Below are 15,896 nucleotides of genomic sequence, written 5' to 3' on the forward strand. Positions count from 1 at the left end.
CAACGCAAAATGAAATGCGTTCAGCGCTGCGGCAGGCTTTCATCGAACTTGATCGATTCCCCGCAACCGCAGGCGTCGACGACGTTCGGGTTCTTGAATTTGAACCCGGATTCCAACAACGAGACTTCATAATCGATCTCGGTCCCGAACAGGAACATCTGCGCCATCGGCGCGATCAGCACCCGCGCGCCGTCCTGTTCGACCACCTCGTCATGCGCCTCGGCTTCGTCGACATAGTCCATGGTATATTCCATGCCCGCGCAGCCGCCCTTTTTGACGCCGATGCGCAAACCTGCATGGCCGCCCTTTTCCATCAGGCGGTTGATCTGGGCTGCGGCCCGTGGGGTCATGGTCACGGCCTGCTTGCCGGGAATGCCGAACATTGCGGTCTCCGATTGTCGCGCGTCTTCCTCAATTTAGTGGCGCGGGCAACAAGGCTCAAGAGACTGCCGCAGAAATGATTCATTCCGTGTTCAGGATAAGCGATCAGAGAATTCCACCGCAGATCAGCGGAAGATGTATCCAGGCAGGAATACGATACCGAACGACATGGCCAACAGCACGATGACCGGCCAATAGGCCAGCATTGTGAACACCTCAAAGGTGAAACCGACATATTGCGCGCCACGGTTGAAATACGATGTGCTGGCGGGCTTCAATGCCGGATAGCGCGACATCACGGCCTGAAACGAATAGGAAACCATGCGGACGACCAGCATGTACAGGCCGAAGGTGACGACGAATATGACGCCATAAATCGTGAGTGGAACCAACGGCGGACCTACCTTTCACACCTTGCAGCACGCCCGGATTCACGTTTTCCTTTTACGTGCTGGCCGAGGAGGCGAGGCGAAAGCCCCTGCGCGGCCAACCGGATGCCGAACGGATACGACTGAAGATCGACAGCCCCCTTTTGCGATCATTGAGAGAAAGCTAACCGCTTGGTCACCTATTTCGCCAGAAAAAAGGGACACAATTTTGCCTTAAAATTGCCCAAATATCCATCAACAGGGACAATGATGTTGATTTGGCGCTAGAGTTTCCATTCGGGAAACAAAGGGGTTGGCAGTTGCCCACGCCGTGAACCTGACCGCGAATTCTCACTTGGAGTTTCCTGACCGATTCGCGGCATTGGAAATGGCAGAAAAAAAACGGACCGCCCCGGGCAGAGCGGTCCTCAGAACAGGGTCGCAATCCTTGGGGGGATGAACCAAAACGGAAAGACCCCACCGGCACGGCCAAAGCGTGACCGCCGACAGATTGGCAGTTGATTGTAACGGGTCTAAAACAAAGACGTAACAATATTGCTACGCCTCGGTAAGTTCCTGGATCTTCCGGTCAGTTACATAAAGCCAAGCTCAAGCCGGGCTTCGTCCGACATCATCTCCATGCCCCAGGGCGGCTCCCATGTCAGCTCCACGTCCACGCTTTTCACCCCCGGAACCGGCTCGATCGCGTCCACCAGCCATCCCGGCATGTCTCCGGCCACCGGACAGCCCGGCGCGGTCAGCGTCATGATGACCTTGACGTCATTCTCGGCATTGATGTCGACGGTATAGATCAGGCCAAGCTCATAGATGTTGACCGGGATTTCCGGGTCATAGACCGTCCGGCAAGCTTCCACGACCGGTTCGTAAAGCGGATGGTCAACGGAAGAGGGCGCAATCAGCGGCGCGCCTTCAAGCGGTTCGGTGGCGTGGGTCATCTGATCCTCGGGTCGGTTACCTGAGCAATTATATAGGGAAATCGGCAACCAGCGTCCAGAGGGGGCGGGGAAGTTCGGCCAATGGTGCGCTCATGTGTCCAACGCGATCCACAAAAAACCGTCGTCAACATGGGTCGCAAAGGTCTGCAAGGGTTTGCGGTTCTTTGAAATATCGCCCAGAAACTCCATGCCTTCGGATGTCCCGTCATCGTTCAGCAACTCGCACCACACGATGACCTCGCCGCTGGCCAGGTCGAACCGACTGTGATGCCAGCGGCAGACCACCTCGTCATCCCGCGCTTCGCTTTCGTCCGGGCGCAGCCGGTCGGGATCGTCCAGGTTCTGGCGGCGGTTGAACAGCGGCAGGTTGATATGCGGACAGGCGTTGTTGAACGCATAGAAGTTTTCGCCGCGGCGCAGGATCGCAAGGTCAAGCCTGGAAAACTCGACGATCCGAGTCTCACCATCCTTGATCGAGTCGACCTCGAAAACCCGCGTCCAGTTGCGACCGGCAAAACGCATCGTCTCACGGTCCGAGGTCGCATTCATTCGGGCCGCCGCTTGCGGCTTTAACTCGGAGATTTCGTAAAGGGTGGTGCGTTGCGACGTTCCGGGCAGCCTCACACGCACAAAATCGGTGGTTTCGACGCTCTCCTTGACCTGGTCGTGCAGCGCCTCCGACACCAGAAACCGGGTTCCGGCTTCCTTGTTGGCGCTCTCCACGCGGCTGGCCACATTCACCACGTCGCCAATCGCGGTCAGCCGCGCACTGCCGACCGATCCAACCGATCCGATGACCGCCTCGCCCCAGTGCAATCCGATCCGGGCGTCAAAATCGATGTCATACATGCTTTTGAAAAAGGGCTTCATCCGGTCGATCGCCGTCAGGCATTGCAATGCGGCGTTGACCGCGCGCAGGGGCGCTTCATTCTGATCGTCGATCCCGAAAATCGCCATCATTCCGTCGCCGACGAACTTGTCGACATAGCCGGAGTTGCTCTCGATGATCTCGCCCATCTGGGCGAAATAGCGGTTCAGCAGATGCATGACGTCATAGGGCATCAGGCTTTCGGATATCCCAGTAAACCCTTCGATATCCGAAAAAAACACCGCCACGTTCTTCAATTCCCCGACCTTGCGCTCGCCGCGCGCGTCAAGCTGGCTGGTCAGCATGATGTCGGTCTCATCCAGAACCAGCCGCCGAAACGAAATATCGCCAGAGGGGCGCAGCTGGCACGACAGGCGCACATGCGGGTCCAGCCCAAGCTGATCGGCCAGTTTTTGCTCCGGTTCCGACCGCTCGGGGCAATGCTCCAATCCGTCCAGAACCCAAATCCGGCAGGTTGAACATTTCGCCTTTCCGCCGCAGACATGGGTCAAAGGCAAATCAGCCCGCTTCGCCGCCTCCAGAAGGCTCTCGCCATCCCGGCACTCAAAGGACAGGTCGTCCGGATAGGATCGCAATATCGGCATGCGGTGGGCTTTCCGGGTTCATTCGCCGTGGTCTGTTTCACCAATCTAACACGGCCAAACCAGAAAGCGGAAAGATTTCGCAGGCCACGTGCAGCGCTAAACCAGAAGGAGAACTGGAAAAAAATCTATGCAAATGCTACAATAACCCCATTGTTTTGAGGGTTTGTACCATGCGCGTGTTTTTTCTTTTGATGGTGATGGCATTCCTGTCACCGTCTCTCCTCTCGCATTTCGCCCTCGCCCAGTCGGAGGACGATTACTCGCGCGATGAGGAAGAAGAGGAACAGCATAGTGGCGACAGCGGCGGCGGCGGCGGTGGTGAAACCGGCGGTGGCGGATGGGGTGGCTGCACGTACTGTGGCACTTCGGGCGGCGGTTGGAGCACCTATGGCTATTCCAACAGCAATTCCAACGGCTACGTGATTGTTCCGAAAAGCCGTGGGTCGCTTCAAATCACGCCGGTTCAACCTGCAACCCCATCGAGGCCCGCCACTGCCGTGCCGGATACCGCAGTCGCCGCTCTGCGTCCGCCTTCCGATCAGGGCCGGGCCACCCGAATTTTTGCGGGGCCAGGCATGTTCCCGCCCGAGCATTTTGCCGCTTATGCGATTATCTCGTTCAAATCCAAGCCCCTGCCGCAGGATCGCGACCGGTTTCTCAATGTATGTCGTGGCTATGTTGCGGCCATCCTTGCCTATTCCGAGGTCGAACAGCCACTGGATCGCCAGCTCGTTACTGTATGGCCAGTCAATCAGGACTACGTTGCCGTCGAGGCAATGGCGCAAAGCGATGAAGAAGGGTGCGCCAAAGCCGTGGATGACTATGGGCTGGGCACGTCGCTGAAGGCGCTCAACGATGCCCGCGCCGCGCTGACCGAGTCGGATATCAGCACATTGCAGGGCCACCGAGGGCCGTTCGTTCTGGCGTGGAGCCCCACGCATCAGAAAGGCGCTTCGGACGCCCTGATCCTGCGCATGGACCTGTCCGACGTTGAAACCGCAACGCAGGCACGCGAGAAATTCGAGGCCTGGCGGGACGAGATCGAGGCCAAGCAGGATCTCTGGATTGATGGCTGGAAAGAGGACAGCCTGTCCGACACAATCGGCAACTGGGCGGACAGATGGGGCAACGAGATCCTGTCTTTCCTCGGAAAGGACTGACGCGATGGATTGGCTGTCTTACGGGGCCTGGGGGGCTTTCGGCCTGCTTGCCGGTATCGGGTTGGTCAGCTGGGCCGCGCCCGACACAAACGCGGGCGTTGGTCTGCTGCTGGTGATCTGTCTCGCGGTGAGTCTGGTGATCCGGGGGCTTTGGAAATGGGGTACCGCCAAACCCAAGGCCGAGGAAGAGCCCGAAGGCGAGGGGTGATACTGCATCGCCGGATGCCGTTGACGTCACGCCGCAAAAGCTATTCAGCCCATGTACATTCGGATGGTGGAGCAATCGCAGGCACTTCGCGCCAGCGGTCGGGGGCATATTGTTCCCAGGTGATCAACTGGTCCTGTGCCCTTTCCAGCCAGCCGCGCCACATGCCAAAGAATTCCGCGTCGGACAACGGTCCGTTGTCGTCCCGATAGGTTTCGGCCCATCGCCACTGACAGGGGTCACCCATCCACTGCCTCAGTTCAGGCGGAACCTCCACCGACGCATTCAGAAACACGTTCCGCCAGTCGCTCTGCCGATCGAAAGCGGCGTCCGATACCAGCCAGGGCTGAATGAGATCGGAAAGCGGTTCGGCAAAATCGTTCTGGTAGGGGGCCGGTCCCAACGCATCCCAAAGGCGGATCAGATACAGGTGGAAATAGCCATAGACGGCCGCAACCAGGAACGGTGCGGCGTAAAAGAAAAGGCGTGTCGGAACCGAGACGTTGACAAGCGGAAGCTGCGTGGCCCGATCCACACCGTAAAAGTCGATGGCGTCCACCTGCATCAGGGTGAGGCCGACAAAAATCAGTGCGCCGAGCAACACGAACCAAGTGTTTCTGGCGTTACTTGTCAGTGCATTGATGCGGTCAATTTGATTTTCCATATCATCCTGACGGCACAAGCAACTTGGTCAAATGCCGACAGGATAACAGAATTTGGCAGATCCGGTTAGGGCTCAGCCGTTGATGTCGTCCTTGAACCGCTTTACTTGCCCATGGGGCAGGGCAAAGAGGCGGCGCAGGATCAGCCACGCGGCCAGCGACAGCACGGCAAAGATCAACAGTAGCACCGGCAACGAAATCGACAGGCCGGGAAGAACCAGCAGCAGACCGGTCACCGCTGCGCCGATGGCAAACCCCAGAAAGATGAACCCCGGCAACAGCACCTCGGCTATGGCCAGGATCAGCGCCCCGGCCAGCCAGATCCACCAGATGGACCAGAGCGGTTCGGTCATGCCTTGCCTCCTTTCAGCATCTTGAACGCATCGCCAAAGGCTTCCATTGCGTTGGCGGGCAGAACGATGGTCTGCTTGCCACTGCCATTGCCCAGCGCATTGAGCGCCTCGACCTGCTTCAGCGCCACCTGGTACTGCGCCGCCTCGATACCGTTCTCGCGGATTGCCTTTGCGACAACCTCGGTGGCATAAGCCTCGGCCTCGGCCTGAATGCGGCGGGCCTTGGCGGTCTGCTCGGCGGCATAAAGCTCGGCATCGGCGTTCAACTCGACGGCACGCTTCTGGCCCTCGGCCTTGGTCACTTCGGCGCGGCGGGCGCGTTCGGCGTTCAGCTGCTGCAACATTGCGTCGCGCGTCGCCTGATCCAGGTTCACGTCCAGAATTTCGGCCCGCGTCACTTCGATTCCCCAGTCATCGACCGCCGTCTTGACGCTTTCCTGGATGCGCGAGATCAGTTGGGCGCGGTTGGATTGCACCTCGTCCAGATCCATCTTGCCGATCTCGGCACGCACGATCCCCGCCACGGTCGTTGCAATGGCGGCATCGACATCACGGATGCGATAGACAGTCTTTTCCGGCTCCAGAATGCGGTAAAAAACCGAGGTGTCGATCTGCACCAGCACGTTGTCCTTTGTGATCGCATCCTGCGTCGCATTCGGCAGCTGGCGTTCCAGAATCGAAATCTTGTGCCGTGCAACGTCCAGAAACGGCACGATAAAGTTGATCCCCGGCCCAAGCACCGAATGCAGCCGCCCGAACCGTTCGATCACGTATTTCTCGGATTGCGGCACAATCTTGATGCCTTTGAAGATGATGATGACGACAAATATCGCCGCCAGAACGTAGATGATGTTCTGCGTAATAAGGCCAATGATCAGTTCTTCGGTCATATGTGTCCCTCAGTTTTTTGTATACCGTGGTATGCATTTGGTGATTGAGTCGCAAAATTTCAATACTGGTAGGAGGAGAGCGTCTGGTGGCGCAAGTCACCATTCCTGCGATTTGGCGTCTCCATAAAAGCCATGTGACCGTTTTGCATCCGGCCTTTGCCCGCCTTGGCCGGTGCCCAAAGGCGATTCGGATGCGAACCGCTTGCAATGCCGGGGCCAATCAGGCAAAGCCTGCCCGGTTCAGCGATCCGGGGCAAAAGACATGACCGAGCGTTTTTCATTCGACCTGCACGCCACCGACGGCAAGGCCCGTACCGGTGTGATCCACACACCGCGCGGCGAGATCCGTACACCAGCCTTCATGCCGGTCGGCACGGCAGCGACGGTCAAGGCGATGATGCCGGAAAGCGTGCGTCAGACCGGGGCCGACATCCTGCTGGGCAATACCTATCACCTGATGCTGCGCCCCACGGCGGAACGCATTGACCGTCTGGGCGGCCTGCACAAGTTCATGAACTGGGAACGCCCCATCCTGACCGACTCGGGCGGGTTTCAGGTCATGTCGCTGGCCGGGCTGCGCAAGCTGACCGAACAGGGCGTGACCTTCAAATCCCATATCGACGGCTCGAAACACGAACTGACCCCGGAACGGTCGATGGAAATCCAGCGACTGTTGGGATCGGATATCGTTATGTGTTTCGACGAATGCCCGGCATTGCCTGCCGACCGCGACCGCATTGCCGGGTCGATGCGGCTTTCCATGCGCTGGGCGGACCGGTCGCGCGAGGCGTTCGGTGACCGCCCCGGCCATGCCCTCTTTGGCATCATGCAGGGCGGGTTGGAACAGGACCTGCGCGAGGAAAGCGCCGAGGCGCTGAAACGGATCGGGTTCGACGGCTATGCCGTCGGTGGTCTGGCCGTAGGCGAGGGGCAGCAGGCGATGTTTGACTGCCTTGATTACGCCCCCGGTTTCCTGCCTGCAGACAAGCCCCGCTATCTGATGGGGGTGGGCAAGCCCGACGACATTGTCGGCGCCGTGGCGCGCGGCATCGACATGATGGATTGCGTTCTGCCGTCCCGCTCGGGCCGTACCGGGCAGGTGTTCACCCGGCACGGCGTTCTCAACATCAAGAATGCCCGCCACATGGATGATCCCCGCCCGCTGGATGAAAACTGTTCCTGCCCCGCCTGCCGGAACTACTCCCGCGCTTACCTGCATCACGTGTTCCGCAGTCAGGAGATCATCAGCTCGATGCTGCTGACCTGGCACAACCTGCATTACTTCCAAGACATCATGCAGGGCATGCGAGACGCGATTGCGGCAGGCACGTTTGCGGCCTGGCAGGCGGGATTTCATTCCCAACGGGCACAGGGAGATATCGAGCCGCTGTGACCATTACGACGAACAGGCTAGCGAGAAAATAGCCCCTTTTTGGGCTTTGCGTTCAGGTCAACACCGCAATCTTCAAAAAAGGAGCGAACGTCAGCAGTCAACAACCCACGACCGCTGGCGTATTGGGGCAAATCAAAACCGCCGCCATAGTTGATCTCCACGACCACAGGGCCGGCATTCGTGATCGCGATGTCCGTTGATTGATACCGGATCGGCGCAAACAGTCGGGCGGCACGGTTATTGAATTCTATCAACTCTTTCCAGCAAGGCAGTTGTCGCCCAATAAGCCCCGGGATAGTGGGATGATCGTCCAGAAATTCGGTTTCCAGTCCACGCAGCGCGACTGTCCGAATTCGACCAGTGCCGACATCGACCTCGCAGGCAAGGTTGCCCGGCCTCCAGAAGGCATCCGCAATGTTATTCCCCTGGGGCATTTTGATGATGGCTATTGGGTTGTGGACACCTGAAGGTGATACGAGGTTTACCATCCGAACGGTTGCGAGAGCCGAGCAATAATCTGAAAAATCAGCATGATTTTTCAACTCCCGTTGAAGGACATACGCATTGTTGCCGACAAAGCTTTCAATGAATTCCGAATAGCTCATCGGGTCTTGACCGGTACAATGTATATGGTCGTGATCTGCATGTTCGATGCGGAACGCGCCGAAACTGACCATACCACCGACAACTTTTCCAAACAGCGTTTCGCTCGCGTGCTCCGACAACACGTTGCGCAATTCGTCGGCGGACGAAATCTTTTTTGTTTTCGGATAAATTCGGGAGGAAGAATCAAGCACAGCAATTGTTTCAGGAACTGGCACACCGCCCGCCGACAGTATGGTCGCTGCGAGGATCTTGTCTTCGGCTGCGCCTGCCCAGCTCTGATCATTGCATTTATGTGTGATCGGCCAATGCAAATCGTTGGAAATGAATCGCGAACGTTCTTCTTCAGAATACCTGTCTAAGTCGTATAAGCCGTTGCGGACATATTCTACGAGGTTGATGCGATTGGGCGATTTGGCGAGCTGTCGAAACTCGCGGTGGATTTTCAACGGAGAGCGTCCCGTTTTCCTTGCGGCATAGGTCAAAAGCTCTTTGTCACTGCTGTCCCGAGCCGAATAGTAGCTTTGTTTGTCCAATTCTGTTGCGGAAAGGGTGCTTTGCTGGTTCATGTTGCCTGCCTTTGTTTCCGAATCTGCTACAAACTGTTTTCCGCCAATATAGCCAGAGCGGATGGCCGAATTGTGGCAGCTCCCAGATGCGCGTTTCAGTGGACGTCAGGAAGTCTCAGGTAACGCGCCTTGTGAAAAAATCTGCCAGTTGGCGGGTATTGTGGCTTCGATGGCGTTTGCACTCTTGTGATCCCGGTCCCACGAAGGCAAGGTGAGGTCAAACACCAGGGCAGCGAGCTTGAAAAACATCAACCGCAGTACCAGATAAAAGCATCCAATGTGGAGACGGGCCAATGCCGCCGATTGCTGGGGCCGGGTCGTCTTGCCAAGAATAAGGATAGAGCATGCAAGAGCCTCTGAATTCCTCTTACCCCGTCCTGCCGCTGCGCGACATCGTGGTGTTTCCGCACATGATCGTGCCGCTTTTTGTCGGTCGCGACAAATCGGTCCGGGCGCTGGAAGAGGTGATGCAGGATGACAAACAGATCCTGCTGTCCAGCCAGATCGATCCCAGCGAGGACGATCCTGACACCGACGGCATCTATGATACCGGTGTGTTGGCCAATGTGCTGCAACTGCTGAAACTGCCCGACGGCACCGTCAAGGTTCTGGTAGAAGGGCAGGCACGGGTAAAGATCACCGAGTTCCTTGAAAACGAAAACTTTTTCGAGGCACGGGCTGAATATCTGACCGAAATCCCCGGCGATGTGACCACCACCCAGGCGCTGATCCGCACCGTCGCGGACGAGTTCGAGCGTTACGCCAAAGTGCGCAAGAACATCCCCGAAGAGGCGCTCTCGGCTGTGGGCGAGACCGCCGAGCCCGCCAAACTGGCCGATCTGGTCGCGGGCCACCTGGGCATCGAGGTCGAACAAAAGCAGGACCTGCTGGAAACGCTGTCGGTCAGCGAGCGGCTGGAAAAGGTCTATGGTCTGATGCAGGGCGAAATGTCGGTTCTGCAGGTCGAGAAAAAGATCAAGACCCGCGTCAAATCCCAGATGGAGAAGACCCAGCGCGAATACTATCTGAATGAGCAGATGAAGGCCATTCAGAAGGAACTGGGTGACGGCGAGGACGGCAGCAACGAAGTGGCCGAGCTTGAGGCGAAGATCGCCGAAACCAAGCTGTCCAAGGAGGCCCGCGAAAAGGCCGAGGGCGAGCTGAAGAAGCTCAAGAACATGAGCCCGATGTCGGCCGAGGCCACCGTCGTGCGCAACTATCTCGACTGGATCTTGTCGCTGCCCTGGGGCACCAAGTCGCGCGTCAAGAAAGACCTTGGCCGTGCGCAGGAAGTCCTGGATGCCGATCACTATGGCCTTGAGAAGGTCAAGGAACGGATCGTCGAGTACCTCGCCGTGCAGCAACGGTCGAAGAAACTCAAGGGTCCGATCCTGTGTCTGGTCGGTCCTCCGGGCGTGGGCAAGACCTCGCTGGGCAAATCCGTCGCCAAGGCGACGGGGCGCGAGTTCATCCGCATCTCGCTGGGTGGGGTGCGCGACGAATCCGAGATCCGCGGTCACCGCCGCACCTATATCGGTTCGATGCCCGGCAAGATCATCCAGTCGCTGAAAAAGGCCAAAACGACGAACCCGCTCATCCTGCTCGACGAGATCGACAAGATGGGGCAGGACTTCCGTGGCGACCCGGCCTCGGCCATGCTCGAAGTGCTGGACCCGGAACAGAACAACACCTTCATGGATCACTATCTCGAGGTCGAATATGACCTGTCGAACGTGATGTTCCTGACCACGTCCAACAGCTACAACATGCCCGGGCCGCTTTTGGACCGGATGGAGATCATTCCGCTCGCCGGCTATACCGAGGATGAAAAGCGCGAAATCGCCAAACAGCACCTGATCTCGAAGCAGATCAAGAACCACGGGCTGAAAGCCAAGGAGTTCGAGCTGACAGACGAGGCGCTGACCGCGATCATCCGCACCTATACCCGCGAGGCGGGAGTGCGGAATCTGGAACGCGAGATTGCCAAGGTTGCGCGGAAATCGCTGACCAAGATCATCAAGAAAGAGGCCGACAGCGTCACCGTGACGCCCGACAACCTCAGCGACTTTCTTGGCGTGCCGAAATTCCGCTATGGCCTGGCCGAGCTTGAAGATCAGGTCGGTGTCGTCACCGGTCTGGCCTATACCTCGGTTGGTGGCGAGTTGCTGTCCATCGAGGCGCTGCGCCTGCCGGGCAAGGGCCGGATGAAGACCACCGGCAAGCTGGGCGACGTGATGAAGGAATCGATCGAGGCCGCGTCAAGCTATGTCCGGTCGATCTCGCCCAAGCTGGGCATCAAGCCGACGCAGTTCGACAAATGGGACATTCACGTGCACGTGCCCGACGGTGCCACGCCCAAGGACGGCCCCAGCGCCGGTCTGGCGATGGTCACGGCCATCGTGTCGGTGCTGACCGGCATTCCGGTGCGCAAGGACATTGCCATGACCGGCGAGGTCACCCTGCGCGGCAATGCCAGTGCCATCGGAGGTCTCAAGGAAAAACTGCTGGCGGCCCTGCGCGGCGGCGTCAAGACGGTGCTGATCCCGCAGGAAAACGAAAAAGACCTGCCCGAGATCCCCGATAACGTGAAGGACGGGTTGACCATCATCCCGGTCAGCCATGTGTCCGAGGTCCTGAAACACGCGCTGGTCAGCCAGCCCGATCCCATCGAATGGGACGAGGCGGCGGAAGAGGCGGCCGCAGCCGCAGCAAAAACGGCCAGCGAGTCGGGACCATCCGCAACCGCTCACTGAGCACGGGTGCAAAACTTTGAAAAGGCGGGCATCGCGGCCCGCCTTTTTTTGCTTCCACTTCAGGAATTTCTACATTCCCAACTCCCGCAGAAAGCTTCGCACCGCGACACCCGGCGCTGGCTGAAAAGTCGAAAGGTGTATCCGACGTATGCCCAGATCTACATTGGTGTTTAAATTATCTTACAGAATCAAGGAATTGCTGGTTGAAATATCGTGGCTTGGCCGCTGGCTTGCAATTTAGGAGGCACATTCAGGATTGGCCTCTTGCGAAGGTATGGAAGACGCTGTAATACCCGCGCCCATGGGTGATTAGCTCAGTGGTAGAGCGCTTCGTTCACATCGAAGATGTCAGGAGTTCAAATCTCTTATCACCCACCATCAAAACCTCGGTGAACAAGAGATTTCAGGTACGTGCGGAGTACCGAAGAGTCTCGACTTCAAAGTGACCCCGGCGCGGATAATGCGCCGGGGTTCGCTGTCTTACAGGCCAGGAAGCTTGTCCAGAACGCCGCGACGGCCAAAGGTGGTGCCGCGCGCATTGCCAAGGTTCATCCGCACGCCCACGCCGACATAGGCTTCGGTGTTGCTCAGGCCGAAAGCGTCGTAGCGGGCAGTTCCCAACTCGCCATAGATTTCAGCATTTTCGTTGAAGTGGTAGTTTGCACCGAACGAAAAGGTGCTAGCATCCAGAAAACCGGCGAAGTTGTCGATGTAGTCATAGTTCGCCGAAAGTTCCCATTCTTCGGTCACGAATCTCGCAACGGAGATGCCGAAAATGGAGCCGTCCGTACCCGCGAAATCGCTCAGATCCTGGCGGCCCAGATATCCCTCGATGGCGACCGGACCCGCGTCGTATCCGGCCTCGATGCCGTAGAAATCGATGTCCAAAGTACCCGCGCCGGTGACATCCAGCGAGTCCTGACCATAGAACGCACCCAGCGACAGATCTTCGCTGGCGTGGTAGTTCGCGTGAAGCGTAACGTTGGTGCCGGTTTCATCGATCTCGCGGAAGCTGTAGCCGCCAAGATCCAGCTGCAGGCTGAACTGGCGCGAAAAGGCAAGCTCACCCGAACCGTTTAGGTTGTATTTGCTGCCGAGATCATTGTCGGTAAAAGTCGAATACCCCAGGTCGATATACCCGCCGGTAACTTCCACCGCATGCGCGGCACTCGCCAAAAAACCGGCTGCGAAGGCACCGGAAACAATAATGTTTTTCAAGATTCTGCTCCTGATTTTTTTATGTGGTCCGGTCCGGAAATTGGCCGGCTCCACTGTCGCCGAAATATCTGCAACGTTCGCGCTCAGGTAGCGGGGGCGCGCAAAAGTTCAGCTCTGTTGCGCGGCGAGCACGATCCATCGGGGCAGCGGTTGTACAAAATGGAATATCGGGGGTTTTGATCTGTACATTTGGGACAACTCAACGAATTACGCGTCTTCGCAGATTGTCTGGTGGCCATCGAGGTCTGTCATCTGATTCCGGGGACACATCTTTGCGGAAAGGTGTTGGCACGGTGTCTTCACTCACTTCGAAGCGTCACAGGGTTGCGTCGAATGGGCGGTGTAAACATGCACCTCATAGCTAGAGTGTCACCTTGTAACAATCTGAAAATAAATGAAAATATTTTGTTCTTCCGATGTAAGGCGGGTCTTTCGCCCTTGTGGAGGTCGGGAATTTCTTGCCCCCGCTTGAAAAAAGTTGGAAACGCCGCTTGACGATGCACGGGCGTAGCCATAATACACCCCAACGTTCAGCAATGAACGGGCAGCGAGCGGTTGTAGCTCAGTTGGTTAGAGTACCGGCCTGTCACGCCGGGGGTCGCGGGTTCGAGCCCCGTCAACCGCGCCACCGCTGTCCAGCCCAGGATCCAGGCCAATGGGTTCAAGACATATGCGCGGTTGTAGCTCAGTTGGTTAGAGTACCGGCCTGTCACGCCGGGGGTCGCGGGTTCGAGCCCCGTCAACCGCGCCATTTCTTTCCCCTTAAGTAGCGCCAGAGTTGTGTTAGGATTTCCTTTACGTACCGAGCGTGAGGGAGAATGAGATGGCAATAAAGGTAAAGACTAAACTGCCGAAACCGTCCAAGAAAATGCTGACCGTGTCCGGCGTCGATTTTGAAGCGTTATCGACCATTCTGGACAAACGGCCAACCTGGGGCAGCTATAATGCCAACCCGAGCCTCATCCCAAAATACGACAAGTCCAAGAAGGTGACCGAGATCACCTTTTCCTTAAAGCCAGAGATGACGCTTTTGAAGTGGAAGGAGCAGTCAAAAAGCACCAAGGACCGGCAGGCCGAGTGGAACCGGATGGTCAAGGCTTTGGAGAAATATCTGGGAAAGTTGCACGCACTGGCACTGGAAGCCGCGGCCAAATCCATCAAGGAACTCGAAGGAATGGATCTGGACAAGTCAAGCTTCACCTCAGCGGCGAAAAAGATCAAAGAAGGCATAAAGAAAGCCTCACAGGACTATGACGACAAACAGTTGGGTGGCTACAAGCAAGGCGTTGAACTGAAAGACGTACCGCCCGATCCGGCAGAAGTGAAACGGTCGATCTCCAGCCCCAAGCTGGTCACATATTCCGTCGTTGGGAACACCATTCAGCAGGTGTTCGATAACCTCAACAAGCGCCAGTTCTGGGGGCGCTACCGTTCGAACGCATCGATGAGCGCCTCTTTTCAATTGGATGGCCATATCAAGACTATAACAATCACTGCCAAGCCGATCATTACCATGCCCAAGTGGAAAAACTACTCGAAGGGAAACAAGGGTCAAAAGGGCAGCTGGGACACGATGTGGAAAAAGCTGAAGGCCCACGAGGACAATCACCACAAGATTTTCAACGAATGTGTGGATGCCTTTGAAGCTGACCTGACCGAGGAAAACGTCAAAAAGGCAGACTTGCCTACCCATTGGAAAGACGAAACGCAAGGATGGCAGGACAAGCAGGACGCCTATGATTCACCTGGCCAATCGGATCACGGCAAGAACGAAGGCGTGGTGCTGGATATGTCCCACGACCCCTGACAATGAGGCGGGCACCGGCCAGAAAGCGGCCGGTGCCGACCGCGCGCTAGTTCAACGCATCCAGAATCCGCGCCCACGAACGGATGCCTTTGTGGAAGCTTTTGACATCGTACTTTTCATTCGGAGAATGGATGGCATCATCGTCGTTGGCATAGCCGACCAGCATCGAATCCAGCCCCAGAATGGATTTGAAGAACCCGACAACGGGAATCGATCCGCCCATGCCGGTAAAGACGGCCTCGCGGTCCCATTCATCCGACAGCGCGCCTCGTGCGGCTTCGAATTCGGGGCGGGTGATATTCATGACCGAAGCGCGTGAACCTTCCAGATCGTTGTCCCAAACGATCTTGGCATCTGGCGACAGGCGATCCTGAACGTGTTTGCGGATCTTGTCGCGCAGGGCGTCGGGATCCATGTCGCCGACCAAGCGGCAGGTGATCTTGCAATGTGCTTCGGACGGGATCACGGTTTTGGAGCCAGCTCCGTTGTAACCGCCCCACAAGCCATTGACCTCGAGCGTCGGACGCGCCCATTGCTGTTCCAGTGTCGAGTACCGTTTCTCGCCGTGGGCTTGCGAATAGCCGACGGAATTGAGGTATTCCGCCTCGTCGAAACCGCAACCTTCCCATTGGCGCAACTGGTCGGCGGGCACTTCATGCACGCCTTCATAGAACCCTTCGACAGCCACGCGCCCGGTTTCCTCGTCATAAAATGACGAAACGATCCGCGAGAGTTCGCGCAGCGGGTTCAGGCCCGGCCCGCCATAGTGGCCGGAATGCAGATCGATACGGGGTCCGACAATGGTAAACTCATCCTTGAGCATGCCGCGCAGTTGCGATGCGATCGAGGGCACGCCACGGGACACCATCGAAGTGTCGCAAACCAGCGCCAGATCGGCCTGGAGCTCTGCGGCGTTTTCCTGAAGGAACGGGATAAGAGAAGGTGAACCGGATTCCTCTTCGCCTTCAAAGAAAAAGGTGATGCGGCAGGGCAGTTTGCCGTGAACGGCCTTCCATGCACGACAGGCTTCGACAAAAGTCATGAGCTGGCCTTTGTCATCTGAAGAGCCGCGCCCGCGAATGACCTGCCCATGGTCGGTCTCTTC

Annotated in this window: 15 protein-coding genes and 3 tRNA genes; 8 read left to right on the forward strand and 10 right to left on the reverse strand. The window is 57.4% G+C overall.

The annotated features are described in order from the left end of the window. Positions 1 to 20: 20 nt before the first annotated feature. From AC2FLX_RS01015 to AC2FLX_RS01030, 4 genes are all read right to left on the reverse strand, one after another. Positions 21 to 383: a HesB/IscA family protein gene (locus AC2FLX_RS01015; RefSeq protein ID WP_480749673.1), complete on the reverse strand. Its 363-nt coding sequence runs from the start codon at positions 381 to 383 to the stop codon at positions 21 to 23. Positions 384 to 506: 123 nt separating this feature from the next. Next, positions 507 to 773: a hypothetical protein gene (locus tag AC2FLX_RS01020; RefSeq protein WP_480749674.1), complete on the reverse strand. Its 267-nt coding sequence runs from the start codon at positions 771 to 773 to the stop codon at positions 507 to 509. Between the two features lie 569 nt (positions 774 to 1,342). Continuing rightward, positions 1,343 to 1,705, reverse strand: coding sequence for an SUF system Fe-S cluster assembly protein (locus tag AC2FLX_RS01025; protein WP_480749675.1), 363 nt, complete (start codon positions 1,703 to 1,705; stop codon positions 1,343 to 1,345). A gap of 90 nt (positions 1,706 to 1,795) precedes the next feature. After that, complete coding sequence (locus AC2FLX_RS01030; RefSeq protein ID WP_480749676.1) at positions 1,796 to 3,178, reverse strand: adenylate/guanylate cyclase domain-containing protein; 1,383 nt, start codon at positions 3,176 to 3,178, stop codon at positions 1,796 to 1,798. A gap of 170 nt (positions 3,179 to 3,348) precedes the next feature. Here AC2FLX_RS01030 and AC2FLX_RS01035 point away from each other — a divergent pair, with 170 nt between their 5' ends. Both AC2FLX_RS01035 and AC2FLX_RS01040 read left to right on the forward strand, forming a co-directional pair. Then, the gene (locus AC2FLX_RS01035) at positions 3,349 to 4,338 is read left to right on the forward strand and encodes a hypothetical protein (RefSeq protein WP_496809529.1); all 990 of its coding nucleotides are present in this window, start codon (positions 3,349 to 3,351) and stop codon (positions 4,336 to 4,338) included. 4 nt (positions 4,339 to 4,342) lie between these two features. After that, complete coding sequence (locus AC2FLX_RS01040) at positions 4,343 to 4,546, forward strand: hypothetical protein (protein ID WP_480749678.1); 204 nt, start codon at positions 4,343 to 4,345, stop codon at positions 4,544 to 4,546. A 40-nt stretch (positions 4,547 to 4,586) separates the two neighbouring features. Here AC2FLX_RS01040 and AC2FLX_RS01045 read toward each other — a convergent pair whose 3' ends face one another. From AC2FLX_RS01045 to AC2FLX_RS01055, 3 genes are all read right to left on the reverse strand, one after another. After that, complete coding sequence (locus AC2FLX_RS01045; RefSeq protein WP_496745546.1) at positions 4,587 to 5,207, reverse strand: hypothetical protein; 621 nt, start codon at positions 5,205 to 5,207, stop codon at positions 4,587 to 4,589. Between the two features lie 72 nt (positions 5,208 to 5,279). Then, positions 5,280 to 5,558, reverse strand: coding sequence for an NfeD family protein (locus AC2FLX_RS01050; RefSeq protein ID WP_480749680.1), 279 nt, complete (start codon positions 5,556 to 5,558; stop codon positions 5,280 to 5,282). Continuing rightward, the gene (locus AC2FLX_RS01055) at positions 5,555 to 6,448 is read right to left on the reverse strand and encodes an SPFH domain-containing protein (RefSeq protein WP_480749681.1); all 894 of its coding nucleotides are present in this window, start codon (positions 6,446 to 6,448) and stop codon (positions 5,555 to 5,557) included. Before AC2FLX_RS01055 ends, AC2FLX_RS01050 begins: the two co-directional genes overlap by 4 nt. A gap of 262 nt (positions 6,449 to 6,710) precedes the next feature. Here AC2FLX_RS01055 and tgt point away from each other — a divergent pair, with 262 nt between their 5' ends. Then, complete coding sequence (gene tgt, locus AC2FLX_RS01060) at positions 6,711 to 7,841, forward strand: tRNA guanosine(34) transglycosylase Tgt (protein ID WP_496745549.1); 1,131 nt, start codon at positions 6,711 to 6,713, stop codon at positions 7,839 to 7,841. 17 nt (positions 7,842 to 7,858) lie between these two features. Here tgt and AC2FLX_RS01065 read toward each other — a convergent pair whose 3' ends face one another. Beyond that, positions 7,859 to 9,013, reverse strand: a complete 1,155-nt coding sequence (locus tag AC2FLX_RS01065; RefSeq protein WP_480749683.1) for a sugar-transfer associated ATP-grasp domain-containing protein — start codon at positions 9,011 to 9,013, stop codon at positions 7,859 to 7,861. A 344-nt stretch (positions 9,014 to 9,357) separates the two neighbouring features. Between AC2FLX_RS01065 and lon the strand changes: the two genes are divergently transcribed. Continuing rightward, a complete protein-coding gene (lon, locus tag AC2FLX_RS01070) occupies positions 9,358 to 11,766 on the forward strand; it encodes an endopeptidase La (protein ID WP_496745551.1) in 2,409 nt (802 codons plus the stop codon). A gap of 303 nt (positions 11,767 to 12,069) precedes the next feature. Then, a tRNA-Val gene (locus AC2FLX_RS01075) sits at positions 12,070 to 12,144 on the forward strand. Positions 12,145 to 12,246: 102 nt separating this feature from the next. Here the strand turns inward: AC2FLX_RS01075 and AC2FLX_RS01080 are convergent. Continuing rightward, positions 12,247 to 12,984 carry a porin gene (locus AC2FLX_RS01080; RefSeq protein ID WP_496809528.1) on the reverse strand — a complete coding sequence of 246 codons (738 nt, stop codon included), beginning with the start codon at positions 12,982 to 12,984 and terminating at the stop codon, positions 12,247 to 12,249. A gap of 551 nt (positions 12,985 to 13,535) precedes the next feature. On the opposite strand from AC2FLX_RS01080, the gene AC2FLX_RS01085 reads away from it, so the two are divergent. The 3 genes from AC2FLX_RS01085 to AC2FLX_RS01095 all read left to right on the forward strand — a co-directional run bounded on the left by AC2FLX_RS01085 (position 13,536) and on the right by AC2FLX_RS01095 (position 14,791). After that, positions 13,536 to 13,612 (forward strand) — tRNA-Asp (locus AC2FLX_RS01085). A 46-nt stretch (positions 13,613 to 13,658) separates the two neighbouring features. Next, a tRNA-Asp gene (locus AC2FLX_RS01090) sits at positions 13,659 to 13,735 on the forward strand. A 72-nt stretch (positions 13,736 to 13,807) separates the two neighbouring features. Then, positions 13,808 to 14,791: a DUF922 domain-containing protein gene (locus AC2FLX_RS01095; protein WP_496745555.1), complete on the forward strand. Its 984-nt coding sequence runs from the start codon at positions 13,808 to 13,810 to the stop codon at positions 14,789 to 14,791. 46 nt (positions 14,792 to 14,837) lie between these two features. Here the strand turns inward: AC2FLX_RS01095 and AC2FLX_RS01100 are convergent. Next, a partial coding sequence (locus tag AC2FLX_RS01100; RefSeq protein ID WP_496875365.1) for a M20/M25/M40 family metallo-hydrolase occupies positions 14,838 to 15,896 on the reverse strand: 1,059 nt, incomplete at its 5' end.

The organism is Ruegeria sp. YKSF57, from assembly GCF_059612585.1.